Source organism: Nocardia sp. NPDC088792, assembly GCF_044750615.1.
Classification (GTDB): Bacteria; Actinomycetota; Actinomycetes; order Mycobacteriales; family Mycobacteriaceae; genus Nocardia.
In genome coordinates, this window is sequence record NZ_JBIVKC010000005.1 from 239,200 (window position 1) to 264,656 (window position 25,457).

The 25,457-nt window shown below is 67.5% G+C and carries 17 protein-coding genes; 7 read left to right on the plus strand and 10 right to left on the minus strand.

Going from position 1 to position 25,457, the window contains the following annotated elements; genetic code table 11:
- The first annotated feature begins 25 nt into the window (after positions 1–25).
- Positions 26–232, plus strand: a complete 207-nt coding sequence (locus tag ACIP5Y_RS33310) for a DUF5988 family protein (protein ID WP_397005880.1) — start codon at positions 26–28, stop codon at positions 230–232.
- Between the two features lie 67 nt (positions 233–299).
- On the opposite strand, the gene ACIP5Y_RS33315 is transcribed toward ACIP5Y_RS33310, so the two are convergent.
- A complete protein-coding gene (locus tag ACIP5Y_RS33315) occupies positions 300–3,611 on the minus strand; it encodes an arabinosyltransferase domain-containing protein (RefSeq protein ID WP_400356247.1) in 3,312 nt (1,103 codons plus the stop codon).
- A 124-nt stretch (positions 3,612–3,735) separates the two neighbouring features.
- Positions 3,736–6,984: an arabinosyltransferase domain-containing protein gene (locus ACIP5Y_RS33320; RefSeq protein WP_400356249.1), complete on the minus strand. Its 3,249-nt coding sequence runs from the start codon at positions 6,982–6,984 to the stop codon at positions 3,736–3,738.
- A 204-nt stretch (positions 6,985–7,188) separates the two neighbouring features.
- Here ACIP5Y_RS33320 and ACIP5Y_RS33325 point away from each other — a divergent pair, with 204 nt between their 5' ends.
- The gene (locus ACIP5Y_RS33325) at positions 7,189–9,042 is read left to right on the plus strand and encodes a serine/threonine-protein kinase (protein WP_400356251.1); all 1,854 of its coding nucleotides are present in this window, start codon (positions 7,189–7,191) and stop codon (positions 9,040–9,042) included.
- A gap of 13 nt (positions 9,043–9,055) precedes the next feature.
- A complete protein-coding gene (locus tag ACIP5Y_RS33330) occupies positions 9,056–10,732 on the plus strand; it encodes a serine/threonine-protein kinase (RefSeq protein WP_400356253.1) in 1,677 nt (558 codons plus the stop codon).
- Between the two features lie 3 nt (positions 10,733–10,735).
- Here the strand turns inward: ACIP5Y_RS33330 and ACIP5Y_RS33335 are convergent, their stop codons facing one another.
- The 4 genes from ACIP5Y_RS33335 to ACIP5Y_RS33350 all read right to left on the minus strand — a co-directional run bounded on the left by ACIP5Y_RS33335 (position 10,736) and on the right by ACIP5Y_RS33350 (position 17,067).
- On the minus strand, positions 10,736–12,610 hold the full coding sequence (locus ACIP5Y_RS33335) for a glycosyl transferase (protein ID WP_400356255.1): 1,875 nt from the start codon (positions 12,608–12,610) through the stop codon (positions 10,736–10,738).
- A gap of 148 nt (positions 12,611–12,758) precedes the next feature.
- Positions 12,759–14,696, minus strand: coding sequence for a galactan 5-O-arabinofuranosyltransferase (locus ACIP5Y_RS33340; protein WP_400356256.1), 1,938 nt, complete (start codon positions 14,694–14,696; stop codon positions 12,759–12,761).
- Between the two features lie 116 nt (positions 14,697–14,812).
- Complete coding sequence (locus ACIP5Y_RS33345) at positions 14,813–15,574, minus strand: decaprenylphospho-beta-D-erythro-pentofuranosid-2-ulose 2-reductase (protein WP_400356258.1); 762 nt, start codon at positions 15,572–15,574, stop codon at positions 14,813–14,815.
- A complete protein-coding gene (locus tag ACIP5Y_RS33350; protein ID WP_400356260.1) occupies positions 15,571–17,067 on the minus strand; it encodes an FAD-binding protein in 1,497 nt (498 codons plus the stop codon). Before ACIP5Y_RS33350 ends, ACIP5Y_RS33345 begins: the two co-directional genes overlap by 4 nt.
- A 99-nt stretch (positions 17,068–17,166) precedes the next feature.
- On the opposite strand from ACIP5Y_RS33350, the gene ACIP5Y_RS33355 reads away from it, so the two are divergent.
- Positions 17,167–17,622, plus strand: a complete 456-nt coding sequence (locus tag ACIP5Y_RS33355; RefSeq protein WP_400356262.1) for a GtrA family protein — start codon at positions 17,167–17,169, stop codon at positions 17,620–17,622.
- Between the two features lie 46 nt (positions 17,623–17,668).
- On the opposite strand, the gene ACIP5Y_RS33360 is transcribed toward ACIP5Y_RS33355, so the two are convergent.
- From ACIP5Y_RS33360 to ACIP5Y_RS33370, 3 genes are all read right to left on the minus strand, one after another.
- Positions 17,669–18,286: a pyridoxamine 5'-phosphate oxidase family protein gene (locus tag ACIP5Y_RS33360; RefSeq protein WP_400356264.1), complete on the minus strand. Its 618-nt coding sequence runs from the start codon at positions 18,284–18,286 to the stop codon at positions 17,669–17,671.
- 292 nt (positions 18,287–18,578) lie between these two features.
- Positions 18,579–20,780 carry a molybdopterin-dependent oxidoreductase gene (locus tag ACIP5Y_RS33365; RefSeq protein ID WP_400356265.1) on the minus strand — a complete coding sequence of 734 codons (2,202 nt, stop codon included), beginning with the start codon at positions 20,778–20,780 and terminating at the stop codon, positions 18,579–18,581.
- Between the two features lie 146 nt (positions 20,781–20,926).
- Complete coding sequence (locus ACIP5Y_RS33370; RefSeq protein ID WP_400356267.1) at positions 20,927–21,394, minus strand: hypothetical protein; 468 nt, start codon at positions 21,392–21,394, stop codon at positions 20,927–20,929.
- Between the two features lie 361 nt (positions 21,395–21,755).
- On the opposite strand from ACIP5Y_RS33370, the gene ACIP5Y_RS33375 reads away from it, so the two are divergent.
- The gene (locus tag ACIP5Y_RS33375) at positions 21,756–22,340 is read left to right on the plus strand and encodes a DUF4282 domain-containing protein (protein WP_400356269.1); all 585 of its coding nucleotides are present in this window, start codon (positions 21,756–21,758) and stop codon (positions 22,338–22,340) included.
- Positions 22,341–22,413: 73 nt separating this feature from the next.
- The gene (locus ACIP5Y_RS33380; protein WP_400356271.1) at positions 22,414–23,286 is read left to right on the plus strand and encodes a helix-turn-helix domain-containing protein; all 873 of its coding nucleotides are present in this window, start codon (positions 22,414–22,416) and stop codon (positions 23,284–23,286) included.
- 6 nt (positions 23,287–23,292) lie between these two features.
- On the opposite strand, the gene ACIP5Y_RS33385 is transcribed toward ACIP5Y_RS33380, so the two are convergent.
- Positions 23,293–23,691 carry a MarR family transcriptional regulator gene (locus ACIP5Y_RS33385; protein ID WP_400356273.1) on the minus strand — a complete coding sequence of 133 codons (399 nt, stop codon included), beginning with the start codon at positions 23,689–23,691 and terminating at the stop codon, positions 23,293–23,295.
- Positions 23,692–23,852: 161 nt separating this feature from the next.
- Here ACIP5Y_RS33385 and ACIP5Y_RS33390 point away from each other — a divergent pair, with 161 nt between their 5' ends.
- Complete coding sequence (locus ACIP5Y_RS33390; protein WP_400356921.1) at positions 23,853–25,244, plus strand: MFS transporter; 1,392 nt, start codon at positions 23,853–23,855, stop codon at positions 25,242–25,244.
- The last annotated feature ends 213 nt before the right edge of the window (positions 25,245–25,457 follow it).

The window sequence follows — 25,457 nt, forward strand, 5'->3', positions numbered from 1 at the left end:
GCCCCGGATATGAGAGCCTTCAGCTATGAGTACCTCACCGAAGGCATTGCTCGAAGGTGGGCCGGATGGCCTGGAAACACGCATTGTGCCCATTACGCCACCTGGGGTGGAGTTGCGGGTGGCCTTCGGGGGCGGCTACGAGCGATTCAAAGTGACCTCGCGCTGGCAGGACACGATAGAGGGCAGTCTGCCCGTCTACGAGTGGGTCGCGCACGTAGACCATAAGCACTGACAAATAAAAGCAGTGGCCGCCCGCATTGCGGGCGGCCACTTGGATCATCTCGCGGGGGTAGTCCCCGCTACGACACGCGCAGTTTGCCGGGGGACCAGAGTCCCGAGCGGGTCACCGTATGGGTGTCCAGCTGGGCGGCCTTGGCGTCGTAGTACTGGTCGTAGCGTTCCAGGGAGCCCCAGTCGCGGTCCCAGTTGTCCTTCAGATAGGTCGGCACCGTGGTGGATTTGGCGAGCATCTCGGTCCAGCCGAGCGGGCCGCCGTTCTCCTCGGACTGCCAGGTGTCGGTGGAGCTGACGGCCAGCGGGCGGTCGGGGAGGATGCGGTAGTTCGGTACCTCGGCGACGCCGTCGCGGTGGTTGAACGGCCGCTGGCACGGGAACTGCAGGCCGACGGCCCAGTCCAGCAGGATGGGCTGATCCTTGCCGAGGAAGCTGTTGAGTGACACCAGCTTCGGGACGCGCGGCGGGGTGAAGGCGAGCCACTGGTCGCCGATGAGCACGCGGCGTTCGGCGTGGATGCGGACGGTGTCGGCGTCGCCGGGCAGTGCGGAGCGCGGGATGCGCAGGTTGCGCCACGAGGGGGCGGGCCCGATATCGCGGGGCAGGTATTCACCGAGCTGGGTGACGCTGCCGTCGGGATTGCGGTGGCCGTACTGCAGGACCAGTTTCTGGCCGTAGGTCATGTTCCCGGTGTCGTCGAAGGACAGGATGCGCCCGGCCGCCGACAGCACGATGAGCGGGGAATCCGGTGTGGCCGCGGGCAATCCGTACCAGCTGGAGGTGAGTTCGGCGGGCTGTTGCACACCGTTCTGGTAGCTGCCCTGGACGGGGGTGGTGGCCGGGTCGAGGCCGAAGGGCAGGGCGACGGTGGAACCGTTGACGCCTTCGGCGCCCTTGCCGCCGCCGGTGCCGGCGTTCTGGCCCTTGGCGAAGGCGGGGCCGATGGTCTGGCCGTCGGTGTTGCCGGTGCCCGGTTTCACCTCGACGCTGTCGGCGTCGATCTTGTCGGGAACGCCGTTGGGGGAGAAGCCGGTCGGGTTCTCGCCGGCGAGCGGGTCGCCGTTGGCGGGCGGGTGCGTTTCGTCGACGATCGGGGTGAGCCGGCCACCGTTCGGATCGTTCTCCACCAGTACGTCATTGGCGATGCCGCAGGTCTTGCCTGCCAGCGCATCGAGGTTGGAACGCCCGATGGAGTACGCGGGGTACTGCGTTGTCGCGCCCTTGACCAGCGACAGCACCTCGAAGAGCACCATGAACGCGGCGACGAGGGTGAGCGGCATGGCCGCGAAGCGGCGAATGCGCCGTCCGCGTGCGGTTTTCACGCCTTCCTCGGGTTTCGCGTAGCCCTCGCGCAGCGACTGCCACAGCACCACCGCCAGCGCCAGCGCGAACAGCACGAGCAGCAGTGTGTTCGACTGGTGTCCGTGCAGGGAGACGGTCTTGTCGAACCACGGCACGCCGTAGCTGGACACGTACCAGTAGCCGTTGATGCCGGAGAAGGCGACGGCCAGCATGAACAGCAGTCCGGCCAGGAAGATGGACCGGTTCTTGCGTGACCGCAGCGCGGTGGCGGAGACCGCGACCGCGGTGACGGCGGCCAGGGATCCGGCGATGCCCGCGTACGCGCCGAAGTGGTGGGTCCACTTGGTGGGGTTGAACATCATGAAGAAGAGGGTTCCGAAGACCACGCCCATGAGCCGCCAGGTGGGCCCGGACGCGATGCCCGGCACCTGCCGCCGCCGCAGCAGCACCAGCATGGTGGTGATGAGACAGAGGATCATGACGAGGAACGCGAACCGCCGCGACAGTGAGCCGTCCACGGTCGCCACGAACAGGTAGTAGTAGCGCAGGTAGTCCTCGTACCAGGCCAGGTTGGGCCCGATGATCTGCCGGACCCGGTCGGCCTCCATGATCCCGGCGAAGGTCTGGTCCGCGAAAACGACCACCAGCACCACGAATCCGGCCGCCGCGATGGGTGCGAGCAGGGCGACGGTGCTGCCGCGCCCGTACGCCTTGTGCCGCCGCACCACGATCTTCACGAACGGCCGCAGCCCGGCGAGCAGGGCGGCCACGCACATGAGGCCGGTCGGTGCGGCGGCGAGCGTGAAGGCCGCGAACAGCACCGCCAGGGCGGCGGGCAGCAGGCGTGAGGTGGCGATGGCGCGTTCGATGGACACCCAGGTCAGCAGCGCGCCCAGGGCCACGATGGGCTCCGACCGCAGGCCGTTGTCGTAGGGCAGCCAGAAGGCGAGGAACACCAGGCCGCCGGTCCAGAGCGCGACCTTGGAGGTGGCGACGCCGCGGCCGAGCCGCGGGACCACCTCACGGCTGATGACCATCCAGGAGAGAATTCCGCAGAGCAGCGCGGGAATTCGCACCCACGGGCTGGCGGTGGAGATGTCCGCGAAGACCTGGATGACGTAGTAGTACCAGCCGAACGGCGCTTCGGGGACGCCGAACCAGCGGAAGTAGTTGGCCAGGTAGCCGGCGTGCGGCGCGACCCGGACCATGGTGAGGATGTAGCCGTCGTCGGAGGTGTTGGCGCCCACGAAATGCCATACCAGCAGCGTGCCGATGACGCCGCCGTCGGCCCAGGTCGGCTTCAGCCAGTGCGAGGGGAAGAAGCGCCGGTGCCCGCGCCCGTCACTGGTGTCGAGGACGCCGAGCGCGCCCATGGCCAGCAGGGTCAGCAGCACCGCGGCGACGGTGGCGGCGATCTTGAGGATGCCGGGCACGGAGGAGAAGCGCGAGTCCACCGTCATGTGGAACGAAAGCCCCTCGGGGACCGCGCCTTTCATATCGGTGAAGACGCCGACCACCTGCGGCCGCAGGTCACCGTTCAGTGTCCCGTCGAGCGGGGCGACGGTGCCGTCGGGCAGCGTGCGGGTGAGGCCCTCGAACTGCGCGTACGTCTTGTGGATGTCCGAGGTGATGACGATCCGCGAGCAGCCGGCCATTTCGGACCGTGGCGCCGACGCCACCGGCGCATTGCGGTCGAGTACGTCGACGCTGTCCCCGGAGACGCGGACGAACAGGGCCTGCAGGTCCGCGCCCGTGCCCTGCGGGGGTGCGGTGGCCAGCAGCATGCCGCCGCGCGCATCGACCTGTTCGATTGCGCTGCACGGAATACTGACATTCAGGTCGATCGGGACCTGGGACATGAGCGGCGCCTGGACATTGCCCAGGGTGCCGCTCTGCGGCCAGTTCAACTCCGCGGCAGTCTGTTTCACCGGGAGGAACGGCGTCGCGAGCGCGAAGAGCGCGCCCAGCAGACCTGCGACTATCGCGATGAGCTTGGCGATCCGATAGTCGCGCGGTGTAGCGGGTGCGGTCGCCGGGTTTTCCGGCTTGGTCAACACTGCAGAGGCGTCGGGCACGGTTGCTGATCGTAGTGCCCCCGGGTGTGAGTGTTGCGGTTCACTACGGCAGGTCCGATCGCATGGTTCGCAACACGAAAGAGGCCCGCCCGGAATCGCGTTCCGAGCGGGCCTTTCCTCGCGATTACCGAGCGCGGATCGGTGCGTCCTTAGCGAGTCCCGAGCGCGTCTGCACGGTCACGTCCAGCTTGGCCGGTGCCGCGTTCTGGACATATGGGGTGTACTTCTCCAGCGAACCCCAGTCGCGACCGTAGTCGTGGTTCAGATACGTCGGAATCGTCTGCGACTTCAGCAGCAGCATGGTCCAGCCGAGCGGTCCGCCGCCGATATCGTCCTGCCAGGCATTGGACGCGTCCGCGCCGACCCGGTCGGGCAGGATGCGCCACTCCGGCACCTCGGCGACGCCGTCGCGGTGGTTGAACGGCCGCTGGCACGGGAAGGCCAGGCCGACATGCCAATCCTCCAGCACGGGTGCGGTGCGACCGACCAGCTTGTCCAGGGTCTCCAGCTTGGGCAGTCGTGGCGGGGTGACGGCCAGCCACTGCTTGGGCGTGATGTCGGCGGCGACGGCGACCAGGCGAACGGCATTGGTGCCCTTGGGCAGCTGGTCGAGCGGCACCCGCAGATTGCGCCAGGACGGGTTGGGCCCGATGTCGATGGGCCGGATGCGCCCGGTGTTCGTGACGGTCCCGTCGGCGGCGCGATTGCCGTATTCGACCCACAGGTCCTGGCCGTAGGTTTCGACGCCGTCCTTGTTGTAGGACTTGATGCGCCCGGCCGCGGTCACGATGAGCACCTTGTACGCGGGATTGTCGCGGAGGCTGTCGATATCGGCCCGGTACCACTGGGTGGTGAGGTTGGCGACCTGCTTCTCGCCGGTGGTGTAGCTGCCCATGATCGGCGTGGTGGCCGGGTCGAGGCCGAAGGGCAGGGCGACGGTGCTGCCGTTGATGCCGGTTTCGGCGCTGGTGCCGCCGCCGGTCCCGGCGCCGGTGGTATTGCTGGTCTTGTTGCCGGACTTGTCGTTGTTGACGGAGTTGGCGCTGCCGGTGACGGTTTCCTCGGCGTCGGCGGTGAGGTCGGCGGCCACGCCGTTTGGGGTGAATCCGGTGTTCTGCGCGGCCAATCCGTCGGCGTCGGAGCCCGTCCACGGGTGCAGCAGGGAGTCCTTGGTGTCGGTCTCGGCCAGCACCTCATTGGCGAGGGCGCACGAATCGCCCTTCAGGGCACGCAGATTCGATTCGGCGATGGAGTAGGCCGGGTACTGCGAGACGGCGGCCTTGGCCAGCGACAGCACCTCGAACAGCACCAGCACGGCGGCGGCGATGGTCAGCGGCATGCTGGCGAACTTGTCGAAGCCGCGCACCGGTTTGGGCCGCGCGTACGGCTCCCGGAAGTGCTGGAACGCCGCGATCAGCAGGCACAGCACGGCCAGGCCCAGGAACAGGGTGGAGAAGCCCTTGCCCGCGATGAGCGGCGCCTTGTCGTAGAACGGCACCCCGTAGCTGGATACGTACCACCAGCCGTTGGAGCCGGTGAAAGTCATTGCGAGCAGGAAGAATACGGCCGCCGCGAACAGGGTCCGGTTCCGCGGCGTGCGAATCCCCTTGACCCCCACCGCGACCGCGGCCAGCGCCGCCACCGAGCCCGCCAGGCCCGCGTACACGCCGAAGTGATGCGTCCACTTGGTGGGCGTGAACATCATGAGGAACAGCGACATGAAGATGATGCCGAGAATCCGCATGGACGGCCCGCGCGAGGTGCCCGGAATGCGGCCGTTCTTGCGCAGCGCCACCATGACGCATACGAACAGGCACAGCAGCATGGCGAGAATGCCGAAGCGGCGGGCCAATGACCCGTCGGGCGAGAGCATGAGCAGCGAATCCCAGCGGGTGCGCTCGTCGAACCACGCCACATTCGGCCCGATGAGCTTCCGGACCCGGGTCGCCTCCATGACCGAGGCGAGGGTCTGGGCCGCGAAAACCACGACCAGCACCAGGGTTCCGGCGGCCACGCCCGGCGCGAGCAAGGCGCCGTAGCGCAGCAGCCAGGAGCCTTCGCCCTTGGCGCGCTTGATGATGATCTGCAGCATCGGCCGCGCGCCCGCGATCAGCGCGGCAATGCAGATGAGCCCGGTCGGCCCGGCCGCCAGCGAGAAGGCCGCGACCAGTACGGCCACCCCGGCGGGCAGCAAACGCCCTGTGGCAATGGCCCTTTCGATGGAGGCCCAGGTCAGCACCGCGCCGGCCGCGATGAGCGGTTCGGGGCGCAGGCCGTTGTCGTAAGGCATCCAGGCGGCCAGGAACACCAGTGCGGCGGTCCAGACGGCCACATTGTCGCGGCGCACCCGCGCGCCCAGGCGCGGCAGTACCTCGCGGCTGATGACGAGCCAGCAGACGATGCCGGCCAGCAGGGAGGGCAGTCGTATCCACGGGCTGGAGTCGCTCACCCGGGTCATCCAGGCCAGTACCTCGTACGGCCAGCCGAAGGGGGCCTCGGCGACGCCGAACCAGCGGTAGTAGTTGGCCATGTAGCCCGAAACCCGGGAGGCGCGGGCCATATTCAGGATGTAGCCGTCATCGGAGGTGTTGGCGCCGATGATGTGCCACACCACCAGCGTGCCCAGCACGACGACATCGGCGAGCCGCGGCCGCCACCAGTGCGCGGGCAGCAGGCGGCGGTGCTTGCGGCCGTCGGTGTCGTCCAGCAGGTGCAGGGCGACCAGTGCGATAAGGGTGAACAGCACGGCGCCGACGGTGGCGAGGATCTTGAGCCAGCTGGGGCTGGAGGTGAAGCGGGCGTCGATGTGCAGTTCCGCGTGCGCGCCGCCGAGCTGGTCGCGGTTCAGATCGGTGAACAGGCCCACCACCTGCGGCCGGTTGTCACCGTTCACGCCGCCCTGAAAAGGCGTGCCGTCCTTGCGATTCACGCCGGTGAACTCGACCTTGGTGGCGGTGTTGTCGGAGTGCACGGTGAGTTCGCCGCAGTTCGCGATCTCCGATACCGGCGCCGAGAGCAGCGGGATATTGCGCACCAGCGCGGACACCGTGGGCCCGTTGGCGGGATCGTCCTCGACCTTCACGACCAGGCCGCGGTCGGTGGCCTTGCCGGACCCGACGGGCACCGTCGAGAACAGGTCGGTGCCGGCCGCGGCCTCGCGGATCACCGTGCAGGGCAGGCTCACCGACAGGTTCAGCGGCACATAGGACACGAGCGGCGCTTCCACGCTGGCCGTATCCCCCTGCGGCCACGTCAAAGTCGGCATGTCCTGTTTCACGGGCAGGATCGGCGTGATCACCGCCAGCAGAAAGCCCAGCAGTCCGGAGACGAGGGCGATGAGGCGGATGCGTGTGAACCTTCGGGTATCGCGCACGAGCAACGATGCTAGCCACCTGTCTCTCGGATACCGGCCGCGACTCGTCGCCGCCCACCTCACCCGGGGTTCGGGGGCCTGGCCCCCGAAATCCCCCTGTGCTCGGGGCGCACACGGCGGTAGCCGAATTCGCATTCGTGCGTCAGGATGGTTTGTATCCGAACTGGGCGAGGGGCCGGGCCGGGAAGAACTGAACGAGGAACCATGACCGAGCTGCGACCCGGTGCGGTGATTGCCGGGTATGTGATCGCGCGGCGTATCGGTGCCGGGGGGTCGGGCGTCGTCTTCGCGGCGCGACATCCGCGTTTGCCGAGGCTCACGGCCCTGAAGATCTTGAAGCGTGATGATCCCGGCAACGATGACGAGGTCTGGAAGCGGTTCGAGCGTGAAGCCGACATCACCGCCGAGTTCGATCACCCGAATATCGTGCAGGTCTTCGATCGTGGTGTCGCCGATGACCTGTTCTGGATCTCCATGCAGTTCGTGGACGGCCCGGATGCGGCGCAGCTGCACGATGTTTCGCCGGAGCGGGCGCTGCGCATCGCCGGTGAGATCGCCGCGGCGCTGGACTACGCGCACGGCAAGGGCGTGCTGCACCGGGATGTGAAGCCGTCCAATATCCTTGTGGCCGATCAGGACAGTGGTCGTCCGGAACGGGCGTTGCTCACCGATTTCGGTATCGCCCGGCTGCGGGACGAGACCACGCGACTCACGCATACCGGAAATATCTCCGCCACTTTCGCTTTCGCGTCCCCGGAGCAGGTATCGGGCAAACCGGTCGGTCCGCAATCTGATCAATACTCCTTGGCCTGCACGCTTTTCGTGCTCCTCACCGATCAGCGCCCCTTCCGCGCCGACAATCCGCTCGGCTGGGTCTACGCGCACACCCAGGAGAGCCCGCTGCGCGTCAGCGAGGCGCGCGCCGACCTGCCCGCCGAGATGAACACCGTCTTCGACCGCGCCATGGCCAAGGACCCGCAGGACCGCTACGACACCTGCACCGATTTCGTGGCGGCCGCCACCGCCGCCTACTACTCGGATCCGGCCAAGGCCGTCACCGCCCCGGCCCGCCTCCTCCCGTATCCGCCGCCCCCGCCGCCGCCCCGCCGGATAGCCGCGACGGCCCGGAAAAGCCGCCGGCAGCGGCTGTTCCGCAAGCGGATCCTGGTACCGGCCGCGGTGGTCCTGCTCGCCGCCGCCGGTACCGGTGCCGCCTTCTCGCTCGGCAGCTCACCGCCCGCCCCGGCCCCGGCCGGAGCGGTGCCGGAGAAGTTCCTGGGCACCTGGCTGGATACCGAGGGCCAGACCAATTACCGGCTCGAGGTGCAGCAGGGCCTGATCGGCGATTCGGTGCTCACCAATATCGTGGACGGCGTGCTGCCCGACGGCGCACCGTTCCACTGCTCGTTCTCGGCGCCGCTCACCCAGGTGCCCGGCGACGACCGGCTGCTGATCGGCACGTCCGTGATCGTGGAGAAGGATCCGGTCAATGCCTGCCGCGCCAACGGCCCCACCACCCTCACCCTGCTGCCGGACGGCCGGGTGAGCCGGAAAACCGATGTGAGCGGCCTGATCACGTATACCCGCCGTCGTCAGCTGGCCGAATCCTGGGGCGAACAGCGGGCCCTCGCACAGGCCTTCCCGAGCCTGGTCGGCGAGCTGGCCGCCAACGGCCGCGCGGTGGGCTGGCAGGGTGCGGTCTGCCAGCGACAGGACCCGGGTCCGCGCGACGGCGCGGCGCTCCAGGGAGCGCGGCGCGTCGTCTGCAATGGCGACGACACCACCGGTCAGGTGCATTTCGATGTCCTCGATTTCGGCACCCGGCCGAGCCAATCCGCGGGAGTGCTGTTCTTCGACAATCGGGCCCGGGCCACGCAGTTCCCGCACAAGGACGTGGCCGGCGCGCTGACCGTGACCACCGGCAGCGCCGCCGATCTCGCCGCCGTCACCTTCCCGGACGGCGATCCCCGGTCCCGATTCGTCATGGTGCTGCGGTGGCCGGGCCATACGACCGACAATGTGTTGAACGACTGGCTGTCGCGAGCGCCTTTGAAGTAAGGGGCGAATGCCCATGACCGATCTGCGACCCGGCGAAGTGGTTGCCGGATACGTCATCGAGCAACGGATCGGAGCCGGGGGTTCCGGAACCGTCTATGCGGCAAGGCATCCGCGACTACCCCGGCTGGCCGCCCTCAAGGTGTTCAGCAGGGACGATGTCGACACGGACGCGGAGCAGTTCCACCGCTTCCAGCGGGAGGCCGATATCACCGCCCGCTTCGACCACCCCAATATCGTCTCGGTCTACGACCGCGGAGTCGACGGCGGACGGCTGTGGATAGCCATGCAGTACGTGCCGGGCACGGACGCCGAAACCGAATGGGGCACAACGCCGGAGCGCGCCTTCCGGATCGCCGCGGACATCGCCTCGGCGCTGGACTACGCGCACGGCAAGGGCGTGCTGCACCGGGATGTGAAGCCGTCCAACATCCTGCTGTCCCCGGCGGAGGACGGGCGCGTGGAACGGGCGCTGCTCACCGATTTCGGCATCGCGCGGCTGCGCGACGAATCGACGCACCTCACCCGCACCGGAAATGTCGCGGCCACCTTCGCCTTCGCCTCGCCGGAGCAGCTGGCCGGGCAGCCCCTGGACCCGCGCACCGACCAATACTCGCTGGCCTGCACGCTTTTCGTGCTGCTCACCGGCGTTCGCCCGTTCCGCGCCACCGACATGGTGAGCTGGATGTACGCGCACACCCAGTTGGCGCCGCTACATGTCTCGGAGGTCCGTCCGGACCTGCCCGCGGCCCTGGACCCGGTCTTCGATCAGGCCCTGGCCAAGGACCCGAATCAACGCTTCGGCGGCTGCGTGGATTTCGTGGACGCGGCCTGGTCCGCCTGGGCGACCTTCGGCGTCCCGACGGTCACCGACCCGCAACGCCGTCCCCCCGGCCCCGCCGCCACCACGAACCGCTACCCGTCCGATCCGAGTGCACCACAGGGTGGCGTCCCACAGCGGAGTCCGACCTGGGGCGCGGACCCGCCCGCCGGCGTCCGGGATCGTTCGCCGAGCAACCCGCAGGGCCACTGGCCTTGGGGTGTGGACGCGGCGGCCGCGGGCGGTGCGGCCGACCGATCGCCCGCGGGCGGTGCGAGTTATCCGCGGGACTGGGAGACCATGCTGGCGCCGGAGCGCGGCACCCATCGGGCCGGCGGGGGCGGCGGAAACGGTATCGGCGGGCGGGTCCTGGTGGGCGCCATCGCCGGATTGGTGGCGGCGCTCGTCGTCGGCCTCGCACTGTGGGGCGTGGTGACGGTGGAGAGCGGCAGCCGGGCCCACAACACCCCGCTGTCCGCCTCGGTGCCGACCGCCGGTCTGGCTCCCACCGTGACCCCGGCCACCACGACGGTCACGCCCGTGGCGGCCGGTCAGGTGCCGGCGGCGCTGATCGGCAACTGGGCGGGCACCAGCAATATCAATACCGACGGCTATCAGCTCACCATCCGGCAGGGCGCCGTCAACCAGGTCGTCATGACCTCGATCGTGACGAACTACGGAAACGTCCTGTGCGCCTTCGACTATCAGCTGCTGAATTCCGACGCCGACTCCATCACCGTCGGCAATGGCGTGGTCACCACCGGCGGTTCGAGCTGCACACCCCAGAACCCGGAGACCGTCACCTTGAGCGGTGCCCAGCTCATCCGCGACCTGTCGGTCAGCGGCCGGGTCGTCTACAACCGCGGGAGCTGAGTGTTACTGGGCCTGTACCAGATTGCGGACATCCCAGACCCAGACATCGTCCACCTGCTGGCCGGGGAAGCCGAGCAGCTGGTCCACCGACTGCCGCAGCGCGTCCTCGTTGTCGGTGGGCGGGAGCACCACCACGTCGGCATGCCAGTAGCGCAGGTCGACCAGGGCCTGGGCGCGTTCGGCGTCGCCGATCGCCGGAACCTTGTTGGACTGCTGGGCTTTCAGCAGCAGGCTGGCGGTGGGCCGGTCGTCGGGACCGTAGCGGCCCTTCTTGCTGGTGCCGGTCGGGCCGACGAAATAGCCGCCGGCAATGGGGAATTCGAAACCGGAGTCGGCCTGCCAGCGCAGTGCGCGGGCGTCCACCGGGGTGGGTGGCGGCGCCATCACCACGGAGCCGTTCGAAACGTACTGGCGCACAGTGCCGTCCGCGAAGAATTCGGGCGTGGGCGACCGCTGCACCACCGGCAGGATGGTCGGGGTGAGCGGCACCAGCGCCAGCGCGATCGCCGCGAACCAGGCCAGCGGCCGCCAGTCGGTCGCCGATATGCGCCAATAGTCCAGGGCGCGTTGGGTTCCCATGGCCAGCACCACCGCGATGGCCGGGATGGCGGCCATGGTGAACCGGGATTCCAGCACCGAGTTCAGCAGCGGCACGTTCTCCAGATGCTTCCACGGCAGGCTGATACCGGTGTTGTGCCGCCCGATCATGAGCTGCGCGCCCAGCGACAGCACGGTGCCCGTGACGATCACCGCGGCGGCCGCGCGCACGATGCGCTCACGGAACATGAACATGACGGTCAGGCCGAGCAGGATCCACAGCGGCCAGCCGAAGTACGAGTTCTCCTCGGTGGCATTGATGGCCACGTTCTGCCCGGGCAGGAACATGCCGCCCAGCGATTCCGACGGGAACTGATACAGCGACTTGAGGTCGTTGTTCATCGGACCGTGGTCGATGGACCGGTAGGACTGCGGGCCGAAGAACTGCCACCACAGCGGAATCTCGGTGAAGGCGATGGTGATCAGCGCGGCCAGCAGCAGGGTCGGCGTCATGCCGCGCAGTACGCGCAGTCCGGTGCGCGGGGCGTGCAGGTAGTAGACGACCGCGTACAGGCCGAAGGCCAGCGCGAAGATGAGCAGCGGTTCCTCACCGAGCGCGATCTGCAGCGAGATCAGCAGGCCGAGCACGAACGCGTCCCGCAGCCGCCGCCGCTTGCGCTGTTCCGGCGGGGCGGCCGCGTGCCGGGCCAGCCGGATGAGCTGCAGGGCGATGAGCGGCAGCAGGGCCAGCAGCACGAAGTTCGGGTGGGCGTTGGCGTGCGAGATCATGGCCGGCGCGAAACCGCAGAACAGGCCGCCGACGGCCGCCGCGACCCGGGAGGTCACCAGTTCCCGGGAGAACAGCCAGTACCAGGCGAACGCGGTGCCGGACAGGCCCATGGTGAGCACCAGTACGAAGGTGACGGTCGGGCCGAACAGCAGGGTGACCGGGGTGAGCGGGACGCCGACACCGAACATGGCGGTATTGGCCATCATGTTCACGCCGTCGGGATAGTTCTGCAGGTTGGTGCCCAGCGGGTTGTGCAGATGCGCGACCTGATGCGCGGTGACGGCGAAGAACCATTCCCACATGGTCTGGTCCTGGCCGCTCTTGACGAGGTAGCCGCTGCCGGTGTTCCGCCACTGCCCCGACAGCACCAGCACCGCCAGCGACACGTAGCCGGCCGCGACGACGAGATCGGCCCGCGCCATCCGGATCCGCCGCGCGACACGCTGCGGCGGAGAAAGTCTGGGGGAGGCCGTATCCGGTACGGTCCGTTCGAGAACTGCTACCGCAGAGCCGTCTTCGGTTGTGCGGTCGGTTGCCCACCCCTGTGCCACGCGTTGACTCCTCTTGCCTTACACAATCAGCGGCCCACGCTACCGGGTTCGACTGAGATTGCACTGGCAAGTTGCGGAGTTATCCACAGAAACCATCCTTCATCCCCAGAAATCGACTGATTTCTGGGGATAAGTGATGCTTGTCTCGTTAGGGAGCCGATACTCGGACCACGAGTGTGAACGGGCCCACATTCGTCACCTTGAACCGCGGATCATCGAAGAGGGTCTTGGGGAACCCCACCGTGTACCGCTTCACATTCGGATCGTTCGGGTACACATCGGCGGACAGCCGCAACGTGTACTGATCGCCGGAGTTCCGGAACAGGAACGCGTCCGGCGCCCGCCACGGCGAGTGATTCAGCGCGTCGATCAACTCCGCCGGCGACGTCAGCGCCGACCACCGCTTGATTTCCGTTGCGCGCCCGTCGAAGTCGGCGAGCGGGTTCGCGTAATGCGAAGTGAGCTGCTGGAATCCGTAGTACGGGTAGATCGCCAGGAAGCTGGTATCGGCGGTGAGCACCACGCTCTTGTCGCGCGGCCGCCCGGTCTGCGCCAGCAGATCCGCGTCGATCTCCCGGTAATGCGAGACGGCCGACGGCGGCCGCTTGTCCGCCCGCTCCCCGTTCCCGTCGGTATCGGTGTACGCCGTGGTGATCTCCGCGCGCAGCACATGCGGAATATCCTGCGTGAACGCCACCGCGCCGATGATCGCCAATGCCGCGGCGACGGTCCGGAAGCGATTGGGCTCGTTCAGCATCTGATAAACGGCCCGCGCACCCTCCGCAAACCCGAACACGCCCGCCGCCGCCAGCAGCGTCAGCAGAATCGGCTCCAGCCGGAACGACAGCAGCGTGGTCCCCGCCGCCGTCGCCGCCATGGACAGCAGGCACCACAGATAGATGGCCACCACACTGATCCCGAGCGCCTGCGCGCGCCTCGAACTCGCGGCCCGCACCACCAGCCAGATGGTGCCGACCAGGCAGAAGGCGCCCAGCAGATCGAAATGCGCCATGGGCAGCGGCAATTCCGAACCGGGCTCGGGCAGATAGTGGAATGCGGTGCCGGACTTGGGAATGGTCCCGCCCAGCACCTTCAAGAAGAACGGCAGCCATACGGTGAGCGCCAGCACGCCGGCAATGACACCCATCGTGATGAGCCGCAGCAGAATCGGCCACACCGCCCGCCACGCGCGTTCGCGGCGCAGCTGAACTCCCGCCGACACCAAGGCCATCAGGCACACGGCGAATACGGCCACACCGAAGAACAGGCTGTAGAACGTCGCCGACAGGCCGAGGAAGAGCCCGGTCCCGACCACCGCACCCCAGCCCCCGGCCGTACCCGCGCCATCGGCCCCGAGCTCGGCAGGGCGGTAGAGCGCGCCCCACGCCAGCACCATGGCCGGCGCGAACAGCAGCACCAGCACCGCGCTGTACGCCTCCGGCGACCCGTACGCCAGCACCATCACCGTCACGGCCGCCGCGACGGCGATCGCCCAATCGGCCCGGATCAGCTTGGACCACAACACAAGCGCGATGACCGCCGCCACCGACAGCCCGAGAACGGCGAACGGCTTGAACGCCTCCCACCCGGCCATCCCGGTCAGCGCGGCGAACCGCCCGCCGAACCAGAACCACCCGCCCGGATAGAACGGCGGCAGATCCACGTAGTTCATATCGTGCAGCGCCGCACTGTCGGTCAGCCGCGTCAGATACTGCGTGCGGAATTCCTGATCCACCGAGATGCCGAGCAGATACAGCTTGGTGGCCGCCAGCGGCATTCCCAGCGTCACCGTCACCAGCGACGAAATACCGACCCAGGACAGCAGTTTCGCGACCCGGGCCCACCTGCGCAGCCGCAGCAGCAAGATCGCCACCACCAGCAATGCCAGCGCCACCACCTGACCCACGGTGGTGATGGCCTTGGTGACATTCGACGAATTGAACGCCGGCCAGTGCACCACCGAGAACGCGACCAGCCCGACCCCCGCCACCACCGCCGCAACCACGGCCGCCAGCACGGCCTCCCCGGCCGCACCCCCGGCCTGCCGCGCCAACAGCGACACCCGGCCGCCAGCCTGCTCGCTCATTCGCCTCCGCCTCCGGATTGGTGATCTGGACCGCCCAGCAGCCTAGCCAGCCCGCAAACGAAACGAGCGGTGGCCGGGGTCGGCCACCGCTCGCAGTGTCGTACTGAGTGCCCTTGTCAGATGGGCAGCTTGCGGAAGATCGGGCGCGGGACGTGGCGCAGGATCATCATCACGTAGCGGAAGGTGCCCGGGGCCCAGACGATTTCCTTGCCCTTTTCGGAGGCCGCGACCGCCAGGAGGGCGACGTCTTCCTTGTCGACGGTGAGGCCGTTCTCCTTGGCGTGCGCGGAGAGCTTGGTCCGCACCATGCCGGGCCGGATGACCGTGACACGCGGGCCGAACTTGGCCAGCGCCTCGCCGAGGCCCAGGTAGAAGCCGTCCAGGCCGGCCTTGGTGGAGCCGTACACGAAGTTGAAGCGCCGCACCCGCTCACCGGCGACCGAGGACATGGCCAGAATGCGGCCGAAGCCCTGCGCCTTCATCTTCTCGCCGAGCAGCACACCGACGGAAACCGCGGCGGTGTAGTTGATCTCGGCCATCATGACGGCCTTGCGCTGGTCCTGCCAGAAGATCTCGCCGTCACCGTCGATACCGAACGCGACGATCGCGATATCCACGTCACCGCCGGCCCAGGCCGCGTCGATGACGGCCGGGTGGGTGTCCGGCTCCAGCGCGTCGAAGTCGATGATCTGCACCTCGGCGGCGCCGGCGGACTTCATCAGCGCCACCGAATCCTCGCGCAGCGGATCCCCCGGCAGCGCGGCCAGGATGATGCGTGCGGGACCCTTCTTCAGGTACTCGGCGCAGATCGCCAAGCCGATCTCCGAAGTGCCGCCCAGCAGCAGAATGGATTGCGGGTTTCCTACCGCATTGATCACTGAAGCTCCAGCCTTCTCGCCATATCGGACATGAAAACGCCTGTGGGGTCGACGGTTCGACGAATCTTGATCCACTCGTCGATCCGCGGGTACATCTTGTGGAAGGTCTCCGCCGTGGTGCGGGAGTCCTTCGCGGTGTACAGCCGGCCACCGAATTCCATCACTCGCCGATCGAGTTCGGTGACGAGCTCGTTGAGACCCGGCCGGATCGGGAAGTCACAGCAGATGTTCCAGCCTGGCATCGGGAAGCTCAGCGGAGCCGGGTTACCCGGGCCGAACAGCTTGAAAACGTTCAGCGCCGAGATGTGCCCGGATGCCTGGATGTCGATGATGATCTTCTTGAATTCCTCGACCGCCTCGGTCGGCACCACGAACTGGTACTGCAGGAACCCGGCCGGACCGTACGCCCGATTCCACTCCGCGATCATGTCCAGCGGGTGGTAGAACTGCGTCAGGTTCTGGACCTTGCCGGTGTAGGTGCCGCCCATGGCGTAGTACGCCTCGCCGACCGCGCCCAGGGTGAGCCGGTTGGCGGTGATGCTCGGGAAGATGTTCGGCACCGTGAGCAGCTGCGGCGCATCGAATTTCAGCGGATTGCGCTGCTTCTTCTCGGGCAGCTCGTCCACCTTGGCCAGCCGGCCGCGAGTGATGGTGGCGCGCCCCAGCTTCGGCCGCGGGTTCATCACGTCGAACCACGCGCTCGAATACGTGTAGTTCTCTTCGCTGCCATCGCTGTGCGCGGCGATGGTCTCGTCCAGCGTGCTGGTCTTCACGCCGTCGTTGATGAAGTACGCGGTCTCCGTCGGGATCATCTCGATGGTCGCGCGCAGGATGATGCCGGTCAGCCCGTTGCCGCCGACGGTCGCCCAGAACAGCTTGGCGTTCTTCTTCGGCCCGATGGTCTGCACCTTGCCGTCGGCGGTCAGCAGGTCGACGGACCGGACGTGATTGCCGAAGGAGCCTTCGCTGTGGTGGTTCTTGCCGTGGATATCGGAGGCGATGGCACCGCCGATGGTCACCTGCCGCGTGCCGGGTAGCACCGGGACCCAGAGGCCGAACGGCAGCGCGGCCTTCATGAGCTGGTCCAGGCTGACGCCGCCGTCCACGTCGACCAGGCGGGAGTCGCGGTCGATGCGATGGATGCGGTTCAGCGCCGGCATGTCGATGACCAGGCCGCCGGAGTTCTGCGCGTGGTCGCCGTAGGAGCGGCCGAGACCGCGCGCGATGACACCGCGGCGCAGGTGCGGGGGCTTGGAGTCGTTGTCCTCGGCGACCATGGCGACCGCATTCGCGATCAGCTCCGGGTCACTGGTCGAGAGCACTTCGGAGGTGGTGGGTGCGGTACGACCCCAGCCGGTCAGGGTGCGCGTCCGCGTCGGCAGGCTGTAGTCGCCGCTCGACACGGTGTTCGCGGACGCCTTCGGCACGGTGTTCGCGGACGCCTTCGACGCAGTATCCGCACCGTCGCTGGTGGTCTGAGCTTTCGTGGACATCGGCATAGAGGCTACAGGCATAACCGGATCGAGGCTTGTGTCCGCTGTCCCCGGGACGGGGTCCCTCCAATACCGTCCCTGGGATTACTCTTCTGCGATGTGACCGCGGAACCGCATCTGCCCCTCCCACCCGAGCTGCCTCTCGTCGATGAGCCGGGCGGTACGGACGTCGATCTGAAGACCCAGATCATCCGCTTCGCGGCGACGGGCATCCTGTCCGCGATCGTGGACTTCGGCCTGTACACGCTGCTGTTCAAGGTGGCCGGGCTGCCGCTGCCGGTGGCGAAGTCGATCAGCTTCATCGCGGGCACCACCACGGCGTATCTGATCAACCGCCGCTGGACCTTCAAGGCCGAGCCGAGCCGCAAGCGTTTCATCGCGGTGATCGTGCTCTACGCCCTGACCTTCGCGCTGCAGGTCGGCATCAACCAGATCTGCTACTACGCTCTGCCGGACGAGTGGTGGCGCATCTTCCTGGCCTTCTGCGTCGCGCAGGGCACGGCCACCGTGATCAACTTCATCGTGCAGCGCGCGGTGATCTTCAAGATCAGCTGACATAAAAAGGGGGGTCTGGAGGGAAGCCCCCCAGACCCCCTCAGCTTCAGTACTCGACGAGAGCGTGGGCCGCTTCCTTCGCGTGGAAGTAGTCCCCGCCCTTCGCCCGGGTGCTGTCGGTGCCCCATTCGCGTTCCCGGGGCGCCGGGATCAGATGCGGGATGTGCTTGCGGCAGTGGATGTACGCCTCTTCCACATCGACCACCACCCAGCGTTCGGGCGCGCGGCCGCGGGTCTCGGCGAGCGGGAGGTCGGAGACGCAGCGGCGCATGAGGCTGTCGTCCACGATGCGGGCGGTGCCGTTGACGTGCAGTCCGATGAGGTCCTGCACGAAATCGACCATGAGAATGCCGACATGGGGGTTCTCGAGGATGTTCCCGAGGCTCGCCATCACCCCGTTGCCGCGGTATTCGGGATACGCGACGGTCCGATCGTCGATGACGTGCAGGAAGCCGGGTTGCCCGGCGCGGAAGCTGGTATCGCATTCACCGTGTTTGTCCGCGGTGGCGATGAAGGCCATGTCCATCCGGCGGATGAAGTCGATCATGTACTCGTTGAGTTGATCTCGTACTTGGTCGTGGTAGAAGCGCTCTGCCCGATCTTGGGTTCCGTACCGCTCCTGGAGTTCCCGTTCGCCGTCGCTGCCGTTTCTGATACCGGGCATCGTGCGACCCCTTGTGGTAGCTGAAAACCGGATGGAGAAGCATCGGCCCGCGGAACCAGGCCGCTCGAAATGCTATCCGGTTTAACTAGTTTCATCTGGCGAATGGGTGAACCGGCTATCGGCCCTGGTGGGACCGGTCGACTGTCGCCGCGCAAACCCTTCCGGAGAGAGCATCTCTCCGAACGCAAGATTGCGCTAGGGACCTTCGTCACTTAACCACCAGGATGCTGTCGGCCCCCTTGACGGATCACGGGGGCCGGTCTGCCGGTGGAGGAAAGTTTGCTGGGGCGGATTACGCGGGCGAGAGCGTCACCGGCACGCCGTTGAATACGGCATTCCCGGAGGGCGCGTCCACCAGCGAATCATCGGTCAGCACATTGGCGCTCACGCCGGCGTGCACCCGCGCGACCTGCTGCTCGCTGTCCCCGTGACCCCAGCCGTGCGGCAGGCTCACCACGCCCGGCATGATGTCGGCCGTCGGTTCCAGATCCACGGTGACCGTGCCCGCCGCCGACTTCACCACGGCATGCCCGCCCAGCCCGAGCCGTGCCACATCATCGGGATGAATGTGCAGCGTGCACCGGTTCGATCCGCCCACCAGCGGCGGAACATTGTGCAGCCAGCTGTTGTTGGAGCGCAGCTGCCGCCGCCCGACCAGCACCATCTCCGGTGCGTCGGCATCCAGCCGCGCCTGTAGCCGGGTCACATCGTCGAGCAGCGGCTGCGGTGCGAGTTCCACCTTCTTCGAGGCGGTGCGCAGGACGCCCGGCAGCCGCGGTTGCAGCGGGCCCAGGTCGATGCCGTGCGGATTATCCAGCAGCACTTGCAGATTCAGGGTGCCGCCGTTCCATTCCCCGAACGGGCCCAGGCGCAGCATGAGGTCGATGCGCTGTTCGGTGGTGTCCCGGCCGAGCAGTTCGTGGCGCCGGTCGGCCATGCCCGCCTTGTGCAGCGTTCCGGCGAGCACGATTTCGTCCACCACGGTGAGCGGGTCCAGGCCGGGCAAGCGCGGGGAGGCGGAGCGGGGTTCCTGACCACTCAGGGCGAGGGCCAGGCGGGCCAGCACCTCGGGCTCGGTCATGCGGCCGCCCGCCGCTACCAGGGGCCGGGAGTAGCGGGCGTAGTTGTGCACGGCGAAGTTGAGCAGCGCGAAATCGTAGTGCGAGGACTGCAGGATGCGCGCGGGCGGCAGGATGACATCCGCGTGCCGGGTGGTCTCGTTCAGGTAGCGGTCCACGCTGACCATGAACTCCAGTCCGGCGCAGGCGGTATCGAGCCGCGAGCCGCTGGGCGCGGACAGCACCGGATTCCCGGCCACCGTCACCAGCGCCCGGATCTGCCCCTCGCCCGGAGTGAGGATCTCGTCGGCGAGCGTGGCGACCGGCAGTTCACCCATGGCCTCGGGCAGTCCGCGGACCCGGCTGGCCCAGCGACCCAGACGGAAGGGCCGGCTGCGCACGATGCCCAGCGCCGCGCCGGTGGCGAACATGGCGCCGCCGGGTGTGTCGAAATTGCCGGTGAGCACATTGATCACATCCACCAGCCACTGCGTGAGCGTCCCGAATTCCGCTGTGCAGGTGCCGATCCGGGCGTAGACGGCGGCGGTCGGCGCGGCGGCCAGTTCCCGGGCCAGCCGCACCACCGTCGCGGCCGGCACCCCGGTCCGTCCGGCCACCACCTCGGGGGTGAAAGGCGCTGCGGCGGCGCGGACTTCGTCCAGCCCGGCAACCTCGACGCGGACCTCGGTGAGCTGCTCCGCGAACAGCGTGTGCACGATGCCGAACAGCAGGTAGGCGTCGCTGCCGGGCCGCACGAACAGATGTTCGTCGGCCAGCTTCGCGGTGCGGGTGCGCCGCGGGTCGACCACCACCAGCCGGCCCCCGCGCTTCTTCAGCGCGCGCAGTCGGCCCGGGAAATCCGGTGCGGTGCAGAGGGATCCGTTCGACTCCAGCGGATTGGCCCCGAGCATGAGCAGATAGTCGGTGCGATCCAGGTCGGGCACGGCCACGGTGAGCGGGTCGCCGAACATGAGCCCGCTCGACACCTGTTTGGGCATCTGGTCGGCGGTGCTGGCGGAGAACAGATTCCGGGTGCCCAGCGCCCGGATCAGCAGCGGTACGTACAGCGCCCCCGCCACGGTGTGCGCGTTCGGATTCCCCAGATACAGCGCCGCCGCCTGATTCCCGTGCGCGGCGGTGAGCTGCGGCAGCCGCTCCCGGATGACTCCGAACGCCTCGTCCCAGCTCGCGGTGCGCCAGGTGTCGGTGGCGCGATCCCGGATCATCGGCTCGGTGAGCTGATCCGGGTCCTCGTCGAGGTGCCCGAGCGTCGCCCCTTTGGGACAGATGAATCCCTTGCTGAACGGATCGGCCTGATCCCCGCGCACCGAGACCACATGGTCATCGGCGTCCAGGGTGAGTTCGAGTCCGCAGACCGCCTCACAGAGCGGGCAGGTGCGAAGGAGCGTGCGATGGCCATCCGTGACTTGGGTCATACCCCATGATCGCTCGTCACATCGAAAGTGAGAACAACCTGTTATTGATGTTGATCATCGATCATTTTGCAACGTTTCACTCCGGAGACGACGAAACCCGCGAATGCCGGGGAGCATTCGCGGGTTTCGTTCGATTGTCGGAGCTGTCAGGAAGCGATACGCGAAACCTTGGGCATGGCCCCTTTGGCGGCGGCACGCACGGCCGCGGCGATGGCCACTACCGGCGGAACCCAGCGCGCCTCGTGCGGCGCCACGCCCCAGTTGGCCTCGCCGGCCGAGAGCTGGGTGGGCGGCAACGGGATTCCCGCGCCGTCGGTGTGTACGACCACGCCGGCCGAGCGCAGCGCCTCGATTGCCATGGCCGCCTTGCGGAGACCCGTGACCAGGTGGATCTCGCGGCGCTCGGCGCCCGGGATCTCGATGACCGGTCCGGTCAGGTCGTTGGCCCGCAGGTAGCGACGGACGAATGCGGCGGTGTCGCCGGTGACCTCGATGCCCGCGATCTCCGAATCGGTGATCAGGCAGATGCCATTGGCGGTTTCGGCGACCGTCCAGCCGCGCTGGATGTAGTCCTGCACAGATTCGGCGACGGCTGACGAAAACGTCGTACGCACTGGATTCTCCATTCCCCGGTAGATCTATGTCCTGCTCTGTGCGGGGTATCGGAGGGAGGGGTTGGGGGTGTTACAGGGAGTTTTCCACTTCGAGACCGTTGCGCTCGACGTCGAGCCGTCTTGCGGTCCGATTTGACTCTGTTGTGCCTGTGACATGTCTGGGACATTACGGCGTGGCAACGCTGCTGCCTGGGACAACGCCGTTCGCTTCCTGTGAGGGTGGTGGCGAACTCCTGTGGGATACGGCCGATTACACACAGGAACGTGTTCTACGCCACATCGTCTGGGGCTGCCGCGCGCTCCCGGGACCGGTGAGACTGCGGGTGGGCCGAAATGGTCTGCGGGAGAGGAGAACGTCGGCATGACCGACCAATCGGGCGGCACGGCAGCGGAACTCGAGCAGGAACTGGCGGAAATCGAGGCGGAGGGGCGCTGGGCCGCCTTCAAGGAGTCGGCGGCACGCCGTATATCCCGGCGCGCCGAAGAAGAAGAGGAGACGGCGGCGGCGCCCGTCGAACCCTTCGCCAGTCCAAGCGCTTTCGGCTCCTGGAGCGTGGACGCCGTCCGTGGCCTGCTGGATGTGCAGTTCCATCGCACCGCCACCGCCACCCTGCTGCCACTGGCCTATCTGCTGGGCCTGGCAGGCGCTTTCGCCATCCCGATCGTGGGAACCATAGGGCTGTGGCGGGTTTCGGCCTGGCTGGGCATCGTCTTCGCGGTGGTGTTCGCGGTGCCGCTGGGCCTCACCATCGCCGCGGTGGTGCGCCTGCTGCTGGAATTCGTGCTCAATGCCTCGCGGCTGGCAAGCCGCGTCGAGCACATCTCGGTGCTCGCCGACGATCTTTTCCAAGCCCTTTCGGATGTGGCGGAACCTGTCAATCAGCTCTCGGAAGACATGCGCGCAGTGCAGTTCTGGCGCTACCGTAGGCGCTCCCCTCGCAAGTGAACGCCAAGTCGGTCCATGGATAGCCGAGTTCTCCTGTGCAACAATGCGATCGCACACTGGTATAGGGGGACGGATGGCTCTACCGCAGGGGATTACGGGTTCGACCATGCCGCGCCGGCAACTCGGCCGTCAGCTGCGCGACCTGCGCAATCGCGCGCGGATGACCACGCGCGTGGCCGCCCAGCGCCTGGAATGGTCGGAGGCGAAGATCTGGCGCATCGAGACCGGGCAGACCTCACTGCGCAGTCTCGACGTCGAGGCCATGTGCCGGATCTACGGTGCACCCGAGGAGGTGTTCGAGCCGCTCAGCGCCCTGGCCCGGGAAACCAAGGCGCGCGGCTGGTGGACCGAGTTCAGCGATGTGATCGACGAGGGGTACGAGGTCTACATCGGCCTGGAAGAGGCCGCCGCGCGGCTCACCACCTATGAAAACGAGCTGGTCCCCGGCCTTTTGCAGACCGAGGGCTATATGCGCGCGGTGCTCGCCGGCGCCTATCCCGGCATCTCGCCGGAGCAGATGGATCGCCGGGTGCGGGTGCGCATCGCCCGTCAGGCCCTCTTGACCCGCCCGGATTCCCCGCTGCAACTGGATGTGGTGATCTCCGAGGCCGTGCTCTGGCACCGCATCGGCGGTGAGGACGTGACCCGCGGTCAGCTGGAGCGGCTCCGCAAGATCGCGGAACTGCCGAATGTCCGGCTGCGCCTGATCCCCGCCGAGGGCGGCTACCACCACTGCATGGACGCGGGTCGCTTCGTGCTGCTCGAATTCCCCGTCGCGGCAGGTGAACCCACCGAACCGCCGGTGGTCTACGTCGAGTCCCTCACGGGTTCTTCGTATCTCGACAAGGATCACGACGTGGAGCGCTACCGCGAGGCGTTCGCGGCGGCCAACTCCCTTGCCTCGGACGCGATTCCGGCGATCGAGACCACGCTGGCCTCGATCTAGCCGGGTTCAGGAGAGCTCGCGCTCCAGCACCTCACGATGCGTGGGTGCGGCCTGTTCGTACAGGTCGCGCCCCTTCTCGGTGAGGCAGACGAAGATCGCGCGGCGATCATCCGTACACAGTGACCGATTGACGAGGCCGTCCCGCTCCAGCCGGGCGACGGCTCGCGAGAGCGCGCTCTGACTGAGGTAGATGTCCTGCGCGAGATCGCTCATGCGATAGCTCTCGCACTGCGCGTCCATGAGGCGATCGAGGGTTTCGAATTCACTGAGCCCGATGTGGTGGCGGCCTTGCAGTTCCTTCTCCAGGGCGCAAGAGGTCGTCGCGTGCCGGGCGAGCAGATCGCGCCATTCACTCACCAGTCCCGTGGCTACGGGCCGGGCGACAGGCGCTGTCGACTTCGGCATGCGGTCATCCTAGTCATCGAGAGCAACTCATGCAACCGCATTAAATGCTTGTGCATTTGATGCGTGCGCATGTACTGTCCTCTCTCGTGACTTCCACCGAGATCCGCCCCGCAGTGAGCAATGCGGCCGACGCCACCAAGTGGACCGGCCGGCTCTGGGGCATGCTCATCACTCTGTGCATCGTGCTCTTCCTGGACGGCCTCGACGTGTCGATGATCGGCGTCGCGCTGCCTTCCATCGGCACCGAACTCCACATCCAGACTTCGACCCTGCAGTGGCTGGTCAGCGGTTATGTGCTCGGCTACGGCGGCCTGCTGCTGCTGGGCGGCCGCACCGCGGACCTGCTCGGGCGCCGCAAGGTCTTCCTGATCGCGCTCGCCGTCTTCGCCGTGGCCTCGCTGGCCGGCGGTCTGGTGAGCTCGCCCGCGCTGCTCATCCTGACCCGCTTCATCAAGGGCCTGGCCGCCGCGTTCACCGCGCCCACCGGCCTGTCCATCATCACCACGAACTTCCAAGAGGGACCGGCCCGTAACAAGGCGCTGTCCATCTACACCGTGTTCGGCGCGGGCGGCTACTCCATGGGCCTGCTCTTCGGCGGCCTGATGACCGGCCTCGGCTGGCGCTGGACCTTCCTGCTGCCCGTTCCGATCGCGCTGGCCGCCTTGGTTTCCGCGTACTTCCTGGTCCCGAAGGACAAGCCGGCCGAGGAGGGCGGGCACGACCTGCTGGGCGCGCTGCTCTCCACCGCCACCATGCTGCTGCTGGTCTACACCGTCGTCTCCGCGCCGCAGGCCGGCTGGGCTTCGGCCCGCACCATCGGTTCGTTCGTCGCGGTCGTGGTGCTCGGCGCCGCCTTCGTCTACGTCGAGAGCAAGGTGAAGTACCCGCTGCTGCGCCTGGGCATCCTGCGCAAGGGCACCCTGGTCCGGGCCAGCCTGGCCATCATCGCGGTCGGCGGCTCGTACTTCAGCTGGCAGTTCATCACCACCCTGTACCTGCAGGACACCCTGGGCTGGTCCCCGCTGAAGCTGGCCCTGGCGCTGCTGCCGGTGGGTCTGCTGGTGGTCGCCTCGGCCTTCGTCTCCGACAAGCTGGTCGATCGCTTCGGCACCGGGCCGATCATCGCGGTCACCATGGTGGTCATGGGCATCGGTTACCTGATGTACCTGCGCCTGGACACCGCCCCCGCCTACCTGACGGTGCTGCTGCCCGCCGTGCTGCTGGTCGGCGTCGGCTGGATCGGCTTCCCCGCCATCAATATTCAGGCCACCAGCGGTATCGAGGACGACGAGCAGGGCCTGGCGGCCGGCGTGCTGCAGACCGCCATGCAGGTCGGCGCGGCCATCGTGCTCGCGGTGACCACCGCCATCGTCACCTCCGACGTGCCGAAGAACCCGACTCCGCAGGCCATGCTCGACACCTACCGTCCGGGCCTGGAGTTCGCCGCCGGCGTCGCCATCGTCGGTGCCCTGGTCGCCCTTACGGCCTTCCTCCCCAAGTTCCGGGCCAAGCGTCAGGAACAGCGTGAGGTGGAGGTCGAGCTGGTCGGTTGACGTGAACCCGCCGGGCCGAGCCTGTCGCTCACACGAGCTCGGTTTCCGGCCTCCTGAGATTCAGTCCGGCTGAATCGGAAAAGCGCTGGGGCGCACCGCGATCGCGGTGCGCCCCAGATGTATTTCGAGGATTCGTATGGTGCCGACTGATTTCGTGAGGATCCGGGTAACTCACCGGGTACGTCCAGAATCGGGTTGGGCGTCAACCGCCGG